The sequence below is a fragment of the Thalassobacillus cyri genome, assembly GCF_900107755.1.
GTDB classification, from domain to species: Bacteria; Bacillota; Bacilli; order Bacillales; family Halobacillaceae; genus Thalassobacillus; species Thalassobacillus cyri.
This window is the reverse complement of record NZ_FNQR01000011.1, coordinates 1-15171: the sequence shown is the minus strand read 5'-3', so window position 1 is coordinate 15171 and position 15171 is coordinate 1. Positions and strand designations below refer to the sequence as shown.

At 42.6% G+C, this 15171-nt stretch carries 19 protein-coding genes and 1 other annotated feature; all 19 genes read right to left on the bottom strand.

Annotated elements, in window-relative coordinates:
• Positions 1-13: 13 nt before the first annotated feature.
• The 19 genes from BLV00_RS13330 to BLV00_RS13240 all read right to left on the bottom strand — a co-directional run bounded on the left by BLV00_RS13330 (position 14) and on the right by BLV00_RS13240 (position 14928).
• On the bottom strand, positions 14-214 hold the full coding sequence (locus BLV00_RS13330; RefSeq protein ID WP_093045477.1) for a DUF2905 domain-containing protein: 201 nt from the start codon (positions 212-214) through the stop codon (positions 14-16).
• Positions 211-1212, bottom strand: coding sequence for a Holliday junction branch migration DNA helicase RuvB (ruvB, locus tag BLV00_RS13325; protein ID WP_093045476.1), 1002 nt, complete (start codon positions 1210-1212; stop codon positions 211-213). The genes BLV00_RS13330 and ruvB overlap by 4 nt, the downstream gene beginning before the upstream one ends.
• A 20-nt stretch (positions 1213-1232) precedes the next feature.
• Positions 1233-1850: a Holliday junction branch migration protein RuvA gene (ruvA, locus tag BLV00_RS13320; protein WP_093045475.1), complete on the bottom strand. Its 618-nt coding sequence runs from the start codon at positions 1848-1850 to the stop codon at positions 1233-1235.
• A 115-nt stretch (positions 1851-1965) separates the two neighbouring features.
• Positions 1966-2526, bottom strand: coding sequence for a BofC C-terminal domain-containing protein (locus BLV00_RS13315; protein ID WP_093045474.1), 561 nt, complete (start codon positions 2524-2526; stop codon positions 1966-1968).
• Between the two features lie 76 nt (positions 2527-2602).
• Positions 2603-3355 (bottom strand): YebC/PmpR family DNA-binding transcriptional regulator, encoded by a 753-nt coding sequence (locus BLV00_RS13310; RefSeq protein ID WP_093045473.1) that lies wholly within the window; start codon positions 3353-3355, stop codon positions 2603-2605.
• Positions 3356-3448: 93 nt separating this feature from the next.
• Positions 3449-4024 carry a YhcN/YlaJ family sporulation lipoprotein gene (locus BLV00_RS13305; protein ID WP_093045472.1) on the bottom strand — a complete coding sequence of 192 codons (576 nt, stop codon included), beginning with the start codon at positions 4022-4024 and terminating at the stop codon, positions 3449-3451.
• A 76-nt stretch (positions 4025-4100) separates the two neighbouring features.
• Entirely contained in the window at positions 4101-4847 is a 747-nt protein-coding gene (gene nadE, locus BLV00_RS13300; RefSeq protein ID WP_093045471.1) for an NAD(+) synthase, read from the bottom strand.
• A 34-nt stretch (positions 4848-4881) separates the two neighbouring features.
• A complete protein-coding gene (locus BLV00_RS13295; protein WP_218131908.1) occupies positions 4882-5844 on the bottom strand; it encodes a phosphotransferase in 963 nt (320 codons plus the stop codon).
• Entirely contained in the window at positions 5828-6988 is a 1161-nt protein-coding gene (safA, locus tag BLV00_RS13290) for a SafA/ExsA family spore coat assembly protein (protein ID WP_093045470.1), read from the bottom strand. The genes BLV00_RS13295 and safA overlap by 17 nt, the downstream gene beginning before the upstream one ends.
• Before the next feature lie 290 nt (positions 6989-7278).
• On the bottom strand, positions 7279-8178 hold the full coding sequence (gene pheA / locus BLV00_RS13285) for a prephenate dehydratase (RefSeq protein WP_093045469.1): 900 nt from the start codon (positions 8176-8178) through the stop codon (positions 7279-7281).
• 22 nt (positions 8179-8200) lie between these two features.
• Complete coding sequence (locus tag BLV00_RS13280; RefSeq protein ID WP_028783339.1) at positions 8201-8650, bottom strand: ACT domain-containing protein; 450 nt, start codon at positions 8648-8650, stop codon at positions 8201-8203.
• Positions 8651-8709: 59 nt separating this feature from the next.
• A complete protein-coding gene (gene obgE / locus BLV00_RS13275) occupies positions 8710-9990 on the bottom strand; it encodes a GTPase ObgE (RefSeq protein ID WP_093045468.1) in 1281 nt (426 codons plus the stop codon).
• 5 nt (positions 9991-9995) lie between these two features.
• Complete coding sequence (locus tag BLV00_RS13270) at positions 9996-10538, bottom strand: Spo0B domain-containing protein (protein ID WP_093045467.1); 543 nt, start codon at positions 10536-10538, stop codon at positions 9996-9998.
• A gap of 247 nt (positions 10539-10785) precedes the next feature.
• Complete coding sequence (gene rpmA, locus BLV00_RS13265; RefSeq protein WP_028783342.1) at positions 10786-11076, bottom strand: 50S ribosomal protein L27; 291 nt, start codon at positions 11074-11076, stop codon at positions 10786-10788.
• A 13-nt stretch (positions 11077-11089) separates the two neighbouring features.
• Entirely contained in the window at positions 11090-11419 is a 330-nt protein-coding gene (locus tag BLV00_RS13260; protein ID WP_093045466.1) for a ribosomal-processing cysteine protease Prp, read from the bottom strand.
• A gap of 11 nt (positions 11420-11430) precedes the next feature.
• Complete coding sequence (rplU, locus tag BLV00_RS13255) at positions 11431-11742, bottom strand: 50S ribosomal protein L21 (RefSeq protein WP_093045465.1); 312 nt, start codon at positions 11740-11742, stop codon at positions 11431-11433.
• A gap of 13 nt (positions 11743-11755) precedes the next feature.
• Positions 11756-11827: a sequence feature (ribosomal protein L21 leader region), on the bottom strand.
• A gap of 36 nt (positions 11828-11863) precedes the next feature.
• Positions 11864-13297 carry a ribonuclease E/G gene (locus tag BLV00_RS13250; RefSeq protein ID WP_093045464.1) on the bottom strand — a complete coding sequence of 478 codons (1434 nt, stop codon included), beginning with the start codon at positions 13295-13297 and terminating at the stop codon, positions 11864-11866.
• A 13-nt stretch (positions 13298-13310) separates the two neighbouring features.
• A complete protein-coding gene (locus BLV00_RS13245; protein ID WP_093045463.1) occupies positions 13311-14171 on the bottom strand; it encodes a M50 family metallopeptidase in 861 nt (286 codons plus the stop codon).
• Complete coding sequence (locus tag BLV00_RS13240; protein ID WP_093045462.1) at positions 14158-14928, bottom strand: M23 family metallopeptidase; 771 nt, start codon at positions 14926-14928, stop codon at positions 14158-14160. The genes BLV00_RS13245 and BLV00_RS13240 overlap by 14 nt, the downstream gene beginning before the upstream one ends.
• Positions 14929-15171 lie beyond the last annotated feature (243 nt).

Genomic DNA, 15171 nt, shown 5'->3' with positions numbered 1-15171 from the left:
CTCCTATCTTTATTCATTTTATTTTACCTATGAAGTAAAAAATCAATGAAAGTATGATGCTTACTACAATGGAAGTGACAATTGGAAAATAAAAAGTAACGTTCCCTTTTTTAAAGCTGATATCGCCTGGGAGCTTGCCAATAAAATTCCAAAGCAAACCGATAATGACGAATACAACCCCTATTACAATAAATATTTTTCCAAATCCGGTCAAGCTTCAGGCACCTCCCGGTGAAAGTGAAGATAAGCTTTAGGTGTTACCACTCTGCCCCTTGGGGTGCGTTGGATGAATCCGGTTTGCAGCAAGTACGGTTCGTAAACATCTTCAATGGTCTGGGATTCTTCACCGATCGTAGCCGCAATCGTATCAAGTCCTACAGGTCCTCCCTGGAAGCCGTCCATGATTCCCAGTAATAACTTATGATCAATATGATCAAGTCCTACAGGATCCACTTGAAGCATCTCCAATGCCTCCTGCGTAGTCTGCAAATCTATTTCTTTTTTGCCTTTGACTTGAGCTATATCACGTACCCGCTTCAATAAACGGTTAGCAATCCGCGGCGTCCCTCTTGAACGTCTCGCTATTTCTATTGCTGCATCATGTGTGATGCCCACTTGAAAAATTTCCCCTGTCCGTTCTACAATGTCACATAAATCTTTCGTATCGTAATATTCTAAACGACTGAGCACGCCGAATCTGTCACGGAGCGGTGCTGATAGCAATCCGGCTCGTGTAGTTGCTCCAACCAAAGTAAACGGCGGCAGATCAAGTCGTACAGACCTTGCACTTGGTCCATTCCCGATAACGATATCCAGACAAAAATCCTCCATAGCAGGATACAACACTTCTTCTACTGATCGAGGCAGTCTGTGAATCTCATCGATAAAAAGTACGTCTCCTGCTTCCAGCGAAGACAAAATAGCAGCCAAGTCTCCTGCACGTTCGATGGCAGGTCCGGCAGTTGTGCGGAATTGAACTCCCATTTCATTAGCAATAATAGAAGCCAATGTCGTTTTACCTAACCCCGGTGGGCCATATAATAAAGCATGGTCCAAAGGTTCATTCCTCATTCTTGCTGCTTCAATAAAAATCTGCAAATTCTGTTTCGTTTTCGTTTGACCAATATACTGCCTCAAGCTGCTGGGCCGTAAGCTTAATTCAATCGATGCATCTTCTTCCTGCATCTCATTTGATATCATTCGTTCTTCCATGCCGAGTCACCCCCACTCGTTTAGCTTTTCATCATCAATTGCAAGCCTTGACGTACGTAGTCATCTACATTGGCATGCTCTTTTTTAGACAGCTCAGGGCGAAGAGTCTTGAGTTCCCGTTCCGAATACCCAAGAGCTTTCATGGCCTCAAGCGCTTCCTCAACTGCCTGGTTACGTTCTTGAGAAGTATGATCTTTCGCATAAAAAATAGATGACTCATTTTCTTCATCTGGAATCCATGCTGTCAATTTCCCTTTCAGATCAAGAATCATCTGCCTCGCGGTCTTTTTCCCGACCCCTGGAAAACGTGTCAAAAACTTCTCATCTTCCTGCTCAATAGCAGCTACGAAATCCCCGACACTTGTAGAAGCCAAAATAGCCAGTGCCCCTTTCGGTCCAATTCCTGATACATTCAGAAGCTTAGAGAATAAGGCTTTATCTTCTTTCTTCTTAAATCCGTATAAGGCTTGCAAATCTTCTCTGACATAATGATATGTATAAATTTTCACTTCATTATCTATATGTTCCTGAAATAAATAAGGATTGGCACATATCAATTCATAGCCTACCCCGTTCGTTTCAACAATGACACTATCATCGTCTAAATCTGTCAATAATCCCCGTACATATGCTATCATGCTGTTTCCCCTCTAATCTTACTAAGTATTCATCTATTGTAACATACAAGCACATGTTCGCCCATTCTAAGTAAACAAAAGTAAAACTCTCCTGATAATACAGGAGAGCCGGTGTCTATTGTTTTCCAGTCATATTCTTTCCGGAATAGGTTTTAATCACTTTTTGAAAATGCTCTTTATCTTTGATTTTAATCCCTTTTTCAAGCTCTTCCATCCGCTTGCTTTCCAACGTATCTACAGGGATCGGGAAAAATGACTCCATGATTTGACCTTCGGCCGGTTTCCCCAAAAAGATGGTCAATTGCTCATTTATATCAATTCCAAAATAACCGTTTGCTTTCACCTCGGGTGAAAGGTCATCGATCTTTTTCTTAAATTCAACAAACCCATCTCCCTGATCCACTAATGTCCAGCCTGTATAGCTGGCCCAAAAATCTTCCATCGCCCAAATTGTTTCAACTTTTTCCTCGGTTTCACGAACACCATCAAGGTACTCCTTCGTCATAGTAACCTTTACTTCTAATGGCTGACTTGCAACTAAGGAAGTCTGCTTTTCAGATGCAATTGAAGTTTTTTTCTCTGTACTTCCCTTTATCGTAGAATCTGCATCTGGTGCAAGCATAATGGTACCAAGCAATAACATGCTTATCGTTATCGATTTGATTATCGTCCTCATCAGATCACCCCTAAAAGAAAATAGCTTCTATTTCCAGTTTGCCCAGAAATGGAAGCTATTATAATCAGGAGTGGATTTAACTTAATTTTTCTAAAACCTCTTCATCGGCTTCAAAATTATGATAAATGTCCTGGACATCATCATTATCTTCCAATGTATCAATAAGTTTCAGCATTTTTTCGGTTTCTTGCTCGCCCACAGGCGTATAGGTTTGCGGGAACATCGTTATTTCGGCAGTTTCGAACGTATAGCCGCTTTGAGCTAATGCAGCTTTGACTTCTGTAAAGCTTTCAGGTTCGGTATAAACTTCAAAGGTTTCTTCGTTTGTTTCCATTTCCTCTGCTCCGGCTTCAATCGCCTCAAGCATGACATCATCTTCCTCAACATCATGGGCTGAACGGTCAATTACAAGATATCCTTTACGATCGAACATATAAGAAACACAACCATTTTCACCAAGATTGCCATCGTTTTTGTTAAAAGCATGCCGGACTTCGGCAGCTGTCCTGTTTTTATTATCAGTCAGTACTTTAACCATCACTGCTACGCCACCAGGGCCATAACCTTCATATGTGATTTCTTCATAGCTGACACCGTCCAGGTCACCCGTAGCTTTTTTAATGGCGCGATCAATATTTTCATTAGGCATGTTGCTCGCTTTTGCTTTATCAACCGCTAAACGAAGTGATGGATTCATCTCTGGATCTCCGCCGCCCTCTTTAGCTGCTACGAAGATTTCACGGGCCATTTTCATAAATACCTTGCCCCGCTTTGCATCTTGAGCGTTTTTACGCCTTTGTATATTCTTCCATTTAGAATGACCAGCCATGGTACATTCTCCTCTCCAACATACATATAGTTATCTGATTTCTTTTATTACTATACCATATTGGAGGGTATCGTTGAAGAAGGAGAAGTTACATTATTTGGAATTATCAGGCTGGAACCGTTTAAGGAATTTATTGATTTCTCCTTTCACTTTTTCCGGAGCTTTTTCTGCTCTAACTCTGGCATTCAAATCTCTCAATTCTTCCCAGTCGCTATGGTTCATATAAATCACCACATTTTTTTCTTCGGTGACCTCCGCTACTTTTTCTCTAACTAAATTTTTAAGGTTATGATCTTTACGGCCATATATAGTAGGAACTACTCCTACAAGAACGCGATCTTCGGTAGCAAATGCTGTCGATGTACTTACCTGAGGCAATTCATTGATGGATCGTGTGATTGCCATTGATTGCTCATTATAATACTCGTTATTATGTGCCCGATCAGACATATTGTAAGTAGTGTTCCGCATATCTTCTTCTGCTTCTCGCTTAATTCTATTTGGAGCTCCACGGCGTAATTCATTACTCTCTGTATCGTTATTCTTTTCTGTTGTTTCCAATGGATCATAAACGTTGTTCTGTTTAGAATTTTCCTGTGCTTCTTCGGTGTTACAACCAGTCATCAAGATTCCGATTGCAAAAACACTTGCGATTGGTTTTTTCCACATTACAAAAAACCTCCTTTTCCTTTATGTTGGATTAAGGAGGTTTTTTTACTCTGTTAAAATAACCCACTATCTAATTTTAGTTAAAGAATTTTGGTGGGGCGGCAGCCAACTCACGTTTGTGGGCCGAACGCCGATGTAAGGATTCAATGATTTCACGGTCTTCATCGGGAATCGCTTCCCCTCTTAGGTGCTTATCAATCATGTTGTAAGTAGTACCCATCTCATTTTCGTCCGTCTGTCCTTCCCAAAGTCCGGCACTTGGTTTTTTATCAATGACCTCTGCCGGTACTTCAAGATGACGAGCCATGTCACTCACTTCTCCTTTGGTATAATTCACTAGCGGAACCAGATCGACCCCACCATCCCCGTATTTAGTAAAATACCCTGTGTACCATTCGGCTGCATTATCAGTACCCACTACCAGGTAACGGTAATTAGTAGCTAACGTATAAAGGGTACTCATTCGAAGGCGAGCTCGTAAGTTCGCGTCCGCAAGTTGTTCCTGAGAGGCATCGAAAGTCTGGTGAGTTTGCAGCTGATTTTTAATGGTAGAAAACATGACTTCATGTGTCTCTGTCAAATCGACGGTCAGATGATCGATACCACAAGTATCAATCACCGCCTGGGCATGGTTCTGATCGTCCGGGTTGCTCTTACAAGGCATAATGACACCAAGAGAGTTTTCTGGACAGGCTCGTTTGATCAAATTAGCGACTACGGCCGAATCGATTCCGCCGCTCACCCCTACCAGCAGGCCATCTACATTCGTTTCCTTTACTTTTTGTTGAAGCCATTCCACAATTGCATCTACTTGTTCATGCATAGCTATGTTCCCCTTTTCACAAATATATAATTATTTATGTTAGCATATGTTGGACTTTTTCAACAAACTCCTTCCTTTCTTTCCAAGACGACTCTAACCAGTCCAAATGGCCGGCCAGTTTCTGTTTTTGCCTTTGGTAGCGCCGATGAACATATAGCCATTCTCTCAAAAGGTCACTTGGAACAAGTACCCCTTTCATCCAGGCTGTTTTCCATTTCGTTTTATGGAAATGACTGGTGATTTCAGTCAAAGAATGATTCGTATATGGGAGAAAACGTTGACCCAGTTGAATATCATCATAAAGTTCTGGCCCCATTTGCAATAGATCAAAGTCGATCAATTTAATCTTTCCATCCTGACAACGTATAAAATTATGATGCGCCACATCTCCATGCAGCCAACTTTTCCGCTCCCATGCATCCTGTTCTATTCTTCCCCAGTCCAATTGCTTGAAATCTTCTAATGTCTTCCTTGAGAAATAGTGAATGTCATTGAATAAAGTACGGTTTCCTCCGAATAAAAAGTCTTCATACGTGGCTTCAAACTGTTCGATCCTTCGCTCCCACTTAATATACAGAGGATTTCGAAGAAGGAGTGGTCCGGTTATTCCTTCCACACTGGAATGAAATGCATGAACGAGCTTGCTTGCCCTCGTTCTATCCTGCTTTTGATTGAAGCGTAAATGGGATCCTTTCAGCCATTCAAATAATCCCCAGGTTCCATCTTCATTTACTGCCATCCATATATTTTCTCTGAAAGGGACCGGTGTTGCAGCATAAAGACCAGCATTCTTCCATTTCTTAAAAAAAAGATGCTGTTTTTCAAGTTTCTCCTGGTCTTGATAGCATTTTAGTGCCCATTCCTTTTTCCCAGACCTCACCCAATAGACGTTTTCTTTGATCTTTCTATAATCATTTATATAAAAACCTTTTTGTTCCAAAATAGGAAGAAGGCGATTCAATTTAGAATCGCCCTGGTAATTATTCGTCGTCATCATCGTCAAAATCATAGGAATATGGCATTTGACCCGGCATGCCACCCTGGAATGACTGACCAGGTTGAGCATATCCCATTTGTCCCATTTGCTGACCATCCCAAGGCATCATTTGTTGAGGCATACCTTGCTGCATCATCGGCATTTCCGACTGTTGATATGGCATACCCTGCCCCTGCGTCATTGGTGCACCCTGGTACGGCATACCCTGCCCCTGTGGCATTGGTGCACCCTGGTACGGCATACCCTGCCCCTGTGGCATTGGTGCACCCTGGTACGGCATACCCTGCCCCTGTGGCATCATTGGTGCTTGCTGTCCCTGGTATGGCATCTGCTGTGCCATTCCGTAATGAGGCTGGGCATGGTGTCCTGACATCATCTGTGGCTGCATATGATGTCCCCACATAGGCATAGCAGCTGATTTTCCACCCGTGCAACCACAGTCGTCAGCCATAGGTATTTGCTGCGGCATTGCTGCTGATTCATCATCATCCATCCACATGCCTTGAACTTGAGGCATTGGTCCTCCGTGATAAGCTCCCGCTTGCTTCTGACCCTCCATATCATCTTCACATAAGAAGTCGCTATGGACTAACTGTCCTTGTGGCATTGGAGGACATGGCATCGGCGGACAAAAGACCGGGAAATATCCAGGTGGGCATAATGGCATTGGTTGCTGCATCATCGGCTGTACTTGTGGCATTTCTTTTACTGATTCAGGCGACTCCTCTACTTCCTTCACTTTTTCCTTTGGAGGCGCTGGGGGGGTATAAGGCATCTGCGGTAAGTGGAAGGTGGTATAATAGTTCTGTAATTGCTGCTCCATCATCGGCATTTGGATGGGCTGCATTTGCTGCATCGGAGGCATCATCGGCATTTCTTTCTCATCTTCTTTTACTTGCGGGATCGGTTTTGGGACTTCCTTCTTATAAGGTACTTGTGGTGCTGCTTTAGGCTGTTCTTTCTTCATCGGTGCTTCTTTTTTTACCTGTTTTGAACCTGTCGGGACTTTTATCTTCATCCCCGGCATAATCATATCTGGATTGGATAGCTGAGTGTTCATTTGTTTCAGCTGCTCAAAATCAACTCCATACTTTTGAGCGATTTTCCACAACGTATCACCTTTTTGTACGATATGAATTCTCACTTTTGTAGCTCCCTTCTTTAAACAAATCAATCGATTTGGTCAAGAAATCTTCATAACAACTTATGCATCGAATGGGAAAAGTTGATGAAAAAGCCTAAACTTTTTTTAGAACAAGTTTTATTTATATATATTCAACTAGGCATCTATCCGTGTCCATGAATATAAAATGGATTATTTTCAGCGAATACTCGGCAGCTTGTAGAGAAATCACTTTGATATTATCAACAATAACAAGAAAAGGGCTGCCCCGATAAGTCTATTACAGACTTATGGGACAGCCCCGCTTTTAGTTATTGGCTAGTTTGCATATTCGGTGTCGGCACACTTAATTCATAACTTGGATACGTCCCCAACAGTTTCAAAGAACACCCAAGGGCTTCCAGTTCTGCTTCTACACCAGGAAATAATACTTGATCATACGCTTGATCGATATCAATTAAAAAGAAATAATTACCCAGACCCGTTTTCATTGGTCGCGATTCGATTTTCGATAAATTCATTTTCCTCCAGGCAAATGCAGCCAGAACCTGATGCAAGGCGCCCGCATAATCTTTCGGCAAGGTCACCATGACGGTCGTTTTATGTTTGGTAGGAATATGATCACGAATCTTCATGGTTTTCGGCTGCTTCTGTACTACAGCAAACCTTGTATGATTATTATCATAATCGTGAATATCATGCTTCATGATGACCAACCTATTTTCCTCAGCTGCCAGGTGGTTTCCGATTGCAGCTATCGGCTCATCAGAGTCAGCAACAATTTCTGCTGCCCTTCCTGTCGAGGAAGTATACCTGAGCTCAGCGTTCGGATATTGCTTATGCAAATATTGATGACATTGAGCGATTGCATGGCTATGGGAATATACTTGAGTTATTTCTTCCACTTCAGGGTCAAAGTCTTTCCGAACAAGCAGATGCTGCTTGATAGGGACTGTCATTTCAGCAACAATCGGCACATCGACGTGATGGGTCATGTAATCGATAGTCAAGTGCACAGACCCTTCGATTGCATTTTCCATCGGAACTACCCCTGTATCTATCTCTCCTGCTTCCACAGCATCCAGGCATGCCGGAATCGTTTCATAGCTGGTGAAGTCTCCCCCATGAAACAATGCATCTACAGCCATTTTTGTAAAGGTTCCCTTTGGCCCTAAATATCCAATTTTTTGGTTGTATTCTGATTCTGGCATGACTTTATGTCCTCCTTGCAGTTTATGCTCCTGTACTTAACAAATCTACACGGTTGATAAAATCGACTTTCTTCAACCGCTGAATCAATTCATCAATGGTAATCGTCATAGCGGCGGTGTTTAAAGACAAGGTAACGTTCGCTTTTCCTTGTAGAGGTATCGTCTGGTGAATCGTCAGAACATTACACCCTGCTTTAGCTACTGCTGCCAACAACTTGGACAAAGATCCTTTCCTGTCTTCCAAATGGAAAAAGAGGGTGATCATTTGTTCTTTCACCATTTCCTGAAATGGATAGACAGCATCACGATATTTATAAAAAGCACTTCTGGAAAGATCCACTTTCTGAACAGCTTCGTATATGGAATCAACGCTGCCTTTTTCCAGCAATGTTTTGGCTTCGATCGTTTTCTTCATCGCTTCTGGCAATACGTCGCTTCGTACAAGATAAAAGTGCTCTTTTCTATCTCCCATCTAAAACCCCCCTTTTCCCACAGCGCTCTTTACATTATTTTCCAAAGATAAGGTTTTGTCTATTCAACAAATTCGAATTCATAATCAAGCAGACGCACGGTATCTCCATCCTTAGCTCCACGTTTACGCAAAGCGTCATCGACACCCATCCCCCTCATTTGACGGGCAAAGCGGCGAATCGATTCATCTCGATTAAAATCAGTCATTTTGAATAATTTCTCTATTTGAGCACCGTAGAGTACATAAGCTCCGTCCGGATCACGTGTAACCTTGAACGGAACATCTTCTCTCTCATATTTATAGAGGACGCGCTCCTCTTTTTCTTCAATCGGCGTACTGTCTTTTGGAATTCGTTCGAGCGTATCCGCTACAGCAAACAATAAGTCTTGCAAGCCATTTTTTGTAAGCGTTGAAATCGGATAAACCGGGTATTCCCCTTCAAGCTTCTGCTTGAATAATTCCAATTGCTCATCCGCCCCCGGCATATCCATTTTGTTGGCTGCAATAATTTGTGGTCTTTCCTTTAATCGTTCATCATATTCAAAAAGTTCCTGGTTGATTGTTTGATAGTCCTGGTATGGATCCCTTCCTTCGGTTGCTGCCATATCAATCACGTGCACAATGACCCTTGTCCGTTCAACATGACGCAGGAATTGATAACCAAGTCCGACTCCCTCATGAGCCCCTTCAATCAAACCAGGAAGGTCTGCCATAACAAAGCTTCTCTGATCCCCGGTCTCTACTACCCCTAGGTTGGGAGCAAGCGTTGTAAAATGGTAATCGGCAATCTTAGGCTTTGCTGCTGAAATCACAGAAAGTAAAGTGGATTTTCCAACGCTAGGAAAACCGACTAATCCGACATCGGCAATCAATTTCAATTCTACTTGAATATCCCGTTCTTGAGCAGGTTCTCCATTCTCAGCCAGTTCAGGTGCGGGGTTCCGTGCAGTGGCGAAACGAATATTTCCTCGTCCGCCCCTGCCACCCTTTGCAATAACGGCTCGTTGTTTATGATCCACAAGATCGGCGATTACTTCACCAGTATCGGCATCTTTTACGGTGGTACCAGGGGGCACCGGGACCACTAAAGGCTCCGCATTTTTCCCATGCTGGCCTTTACTCATTCCATTTTCTCCTCGCTTTGCTTTAAAGTGACGTTGATAACGGAAATCCATCAATGTATTAAGCCCTTCGTCCACTTCAAAAACGACGTCGCCGCCATTTCCGCCGTCTCCACCTGCAGGGCCTCCATTCGGTACATATTTTTCCCGACGGAAAGCCACTAAACCGTTTCCGCCGTCTCCACCTTTAACATAAACTTTCACTTGATCGACAAACATGCCCATCACCTCTTTACTTCTACATTCATTTTAGCTGTTACTTGATGATACTGTTCTGACTTATCAATTTCAACTGTCTCGATAAAATCTTTTGCCTGGAGTGTTTCTTTTAACAGAGAAGGATCGCTGAATTTCCCTTTCAAAACAATTTCAATCGCTGTCGATCCTTCGTTGTAACTTTCAATAGTTAAAACACCATGATAAAGAATCGAAGAATCACTGAAGCTTTCCATTACATGGATGACTTCTTCACATTGGGCATACAGCGTTATATCTTTATGGCGTAAATCATGCTTGTCCCCTTTAACCTGATAAGTAAGCCTGTAATAAGGATGATGCCAGTTGAAAGACATCAGCCATATAGACAAGTAGGGTGCATTCAAGTTCATTAACCGGCGTTCCTCATCGGCATTAGTCAAAACATCGGCAAGTTTTTCTTTTACCCGATCCATTTTTCCCATTGAAGCATACCCTTGGATCAACTGCAATTCGTTCATCCAGTCATGCCGGGCATGACGCATCAAATCCATTACTTCATCCGCTCGCATTCAGGCCCCTCCCATTCCCTAATTACATAATAAAAGAATTATAGCAAATATCAATAACGAAGGCGACTGTACAACGAAGTACGGCCTGAGCTGCTCCAGGTGAGATACACGAAACACGAATCAGGTTTTCCAAGGAAAGTTTATCGGTTCCCTGGATACCAATATCTTCCGTTCCATTAAAAAAGCCGCGCTGATGCAGATGCATAGCGCGGCTTTTCGCTTTGTATTTATCTGGATACCCAGCGGTTTACGCTTCTTGAGCAGCTGGATAAACACTTACTTTCTTACGGTTACGTCCGTAGCGTTCGAACTTGACAACACCATCAACTTTCGCAAATAGTGTGTCGTCGCCGCCACGACCTACGTTTGTACCTGGGTAGATTTTTGTACCGCGTTGACGGTAAAGGATAGATCCGCCAGAAACAAATTGTCCATCAGCACGTTTGGCTCCAAGACGTTTCGCCTCGGAATCACGGCCGTTCTTTGTACTACCTACACCCTTCTTTTGGGCGAAAAATTGCAAATCTAGACGTAGCATGGGTTGCACCTCCTTATCGTTCCGATATCGTTATATATTGATTATAATCTCGTTCAATGGTCTGTAGAGATACCAACATTCCTTCAATCAGCAGCTGTGCCTTCCTTTTTGTTTCTGCTTCCAGATTGTCCGGGAGCATGACTCGCAGGAACCCACCTTCACCGCCTTGATCGATGGCCGGCTCTACTCCGCATAACTCCATGACGGCATTGACTGCTCCAAAGGAGACAGCTGATACAGCTGCACATACAAGGTCATGTCCATAAGGACCGCTCTCTGCATGGCCTGATATCTCAAATCCAGTCACTTCATTGTCGTTGCGGTCTATCAGCACTTTAATCATAATACACTGCCTTACGCATTGATTTTATCAATGGTTAGCTTGGTGTATGGCTGACGATGACCTTGCTTACGCTTGTAGTTTTTCTTTGGCTTGTATTTGAAGACAGTGATCTTCTTCTGACGGCCTTGTTTCTCAACTGTAGCTGTAACAGAAGCACCATCTACGAATGGAGCACCGACTTTAACGTCATCTCCTCCACCAATGAAAAGTACTTGGTCAAAAGTGACAGAATCCCCATTTTCTCCGTTGACTTTTTCAACGTAGATGGATTGACCTTCTTCCACTTTGAATTGTTTACCACCAGTTTCAATAATTGCGTACATTACTGCACCTCCTCGTAGAACTAAGACTCGCCATCCCAGGTACCACTTGGGTTTGAAAACCTGTTCTGAGCGGTTGTAGCAGTCGGGTGCTACTAGAATAACATAACGATGTTACCATGATTCAAAAGCTTTTGTCAACATGATAGCCGCGACTCGCCACATATGCCTTTACCATTTCATCAGATCCAGCCATTTCAATCCGATAATCATTGATAGCAGGATCGATACGGAAAAAGACTTCCTGTGGAATTCTACTAGATACCGAAGCAGAAAGCAATTGTTTTTTCAAGTCGGCCACAACTGGAGAAACCGTCAGCAGAACTGTTTCATGTGAGGAATCCTCATATGCTAATAATTCTCTTTCCAGCTCGAATACTTTGGTGGCCAGATTCTTACACGTTGTTGTTTCTTCTATTAACTTACTTCGCCAGGAGGGCAGCTCACGTTTCCGGGTCAATTCAAAAAGGCCAAGGGCTGTAAAACCATGACACCGGGATGAAATCGGATCCTCTTTTAATTCGTTTGACAGGGCCTTCTTAATTTTCCCCTCGAGGTCCTGGGAATCTGTATTAATGAAATCAATGACGATGATACCAGAAAGGTTTCTCAGCCTTATTTGACGAGCAATTTCCTTTACAGCTGCCAGGTTGACTTGGTAAGCGGTATGTTGTTTGTTCGACCTTCCAGTAAAACCCTGGCTGTTGACATCAATAACAACCAGCGCTTCCGTTTCCTCTATTGTCAGGCTGATTCCCTGACCAACTTCTACAACTGAATGAATCATTTGTTCTTGCACTCCCTGGATAGAATGGCGGCTTTCCTTGTGCCAAAATTTCTTCCAGGTGATACGATTTTTATATGCTGGATACCGGCTTTGCAATTGCTTGGACAAATCTACGTCATCCACGACATATTCGTCAATCAAATGTACAGGGTATTTCCTCAAAAGATGATCCGGAACAAGCTTGGACGTTAAGATAACCCCAGGGCTTTTCTTAACAGGGGCACCGGCACTTTCCTTCCACCTCTTTTTCAGAGCTTCCAATTCTCCTTTGATGACTTCATCATCTTTATATTGGGCACTGGTTCTAATGATTGCCCCTTCCCCGTCGTCAAGCCATTCAGTTACAGATTGCTTCCACTTTATCTGTTCTTCTTTAGAAATCTTATTAGAAACAGATATCTGGGCTCTAAGGGGTAAATAAATGATATAAGCGCCTGGAATCGTAATGTCAGTTGTGAGCACCGGTCCCTTATTACCGACCCCATCTTTTTTTACTTGGACATAAATATATTGTCCTTCTGTAAGTAACGATTCTATCCTGCCAGTTCCGGTTTTCACATCCTGCTGACGTAAAAAGCCATTGTTTTGCATGCCGATATTTACGAAAGCTGCCTGCAACCCCTGCTCGATTCTAACGACCTTTCCGAGATAGATATCATCCACTTGCGACCGGCTGATGTCCCGGTCGAAATAGACCTCCATTAAGCGGTTGTTTTCATAAAGCATTGCGACCTTCTCGGTTGTTCTATTGGAAATAAATAACTGTCTCATCTTGTACCTCTTTCTATCTACAATACTGATTCAATTCACGTACAGGAAGGTGAGGGTTTCCATAAGTGAAAAAATGTTCCAAACAATCACTTTCCTTTACCACTAACTTTCCTCTTCGCTCATTCCATACATACAGATGCTGTCTATCATTCCTCATTCGAATCAAGACATTCCATATCGTCTCCTGAGGATCTATCGGCTGTGTCACTACTTTAGATGGGGATGCTGGTTTTCGGTAGCGGTGCATCAAATAACGGATAAACAAATAATAACGCCGTTTCCATTCTAGCCGATTTTCTAACAACAGAAAAGCTGCCAATAGACATCCATGTAACGTAAAATAAGAAGTTACCGTCAAAACAAAGATAGCCACCATCAATAATACACAGGATAAAATAATAGCCAGATGATGAGATTTCCGATAAGGAAAAAAGCAATTAAGAAGGTAAAACAATAACTTTCCCCCATCCAACGGCCAAATTGGCAAGAGGTTGAATGCGAGGATCAACCAATTGTATGAAATCGCGATATCCAGCAAGTTCGATGGAGCTGGTAAAAGAATCATCAACGCATAAAGAATGCTTAACATCCACACATGTTGAAAAGGTCCGGCTAATGTAACATAGATCTGTTCACGTAAAGGACGGTTTCCATGCTCCTCAGCTTCCATCGTTCCCCCGAAAAGCCATAAGGTCACCTTCTTAATACGCCAGTCGAAGGACTTGGCCATCCGGTAATGGCCCCATTCATGGATAGTCACAATTAAAAATAAAATCAGGAGCTCGATAAAAGCCCCTGTAATAATAGAAGTAACTACAAATAGAATCAAAATTGGATGCAGATGAATATTAGAAATAAAGTCACGGAGTTTCATCGACTTTTATCGCCTCAACAGGATCTATATATTTATTATCCTTTTCAATAGCAAAAAAGAAGTTGCCTGCCTGTCCTTGTTCAGGGTTAACGCTCCCAATGACATCGTTTGGCTTCACATGTTCATATAGATGTACATCAATCGATGATAAATACCCATAAGTACTTTTACTTCCATCGATATGCTGAATGATAATGGTTTGCTCCGTTTGTGAATCTTTGCCAGCAAACACCACTGTACCTTCATCCATCGCGACTACTTCGGAAGGTTGCTCCGACGTCATGACTATGCCTTTCCCATGCGTTTGAAAAGTTTCGCTCACGACTCCGCTGACAGGTAATGCTGCTTGATTAGGTTCTATATCTTGTTTTGGTTCAACCAATTGCAATGGACTCCCGAACTTATCCTGATACCATGAGGTTACTGCAGCAAACGGAAAGTCTTCATTCATATTATGCACCACCCACGCTTTGGGCTTTTGTAACCATCCTGCTTCCATTTGAACTAAGCTGGCAACCGCAAAAAATAAACAGGCTGCTATAATCAGCTTCAGCAAGAAATAACCAGTTTTTTGCTCCTGCCTTTGTCCCGCTTGTCCAGGTGAAGAGTGGGCAAACGGAAGGTATCCATGCTTCTCCTCTTCCTGTACCGGGTAATACATAGACTTTGGCATGTCCGAATTCTTCTTTTTATTTAAGTTTTTTTCACGCTTACGTGATGCGATATTCTTACGCACTTTTTCAATATCTTTTCCCATAGCAGCCCCGTCCCTTAAATGAGATTTGTACAAGTCTATGTGTAAGATCCCATGAGTATGAATACCCGAAAGAAAATCCTGCCTGGTCAGCCACTCAGAAGTAACTAAAAGAAGCTTTGGATACCTTGTGGATTTTTCCTAAGATGCATATTCAATTATAGGGCCGGATTATGGAAGACTCAGTTTCAAGGTAAAAGAGGTTCTTTACCAAAAAAGAGTAAGGGATGGCTGGGAAACAGTTCG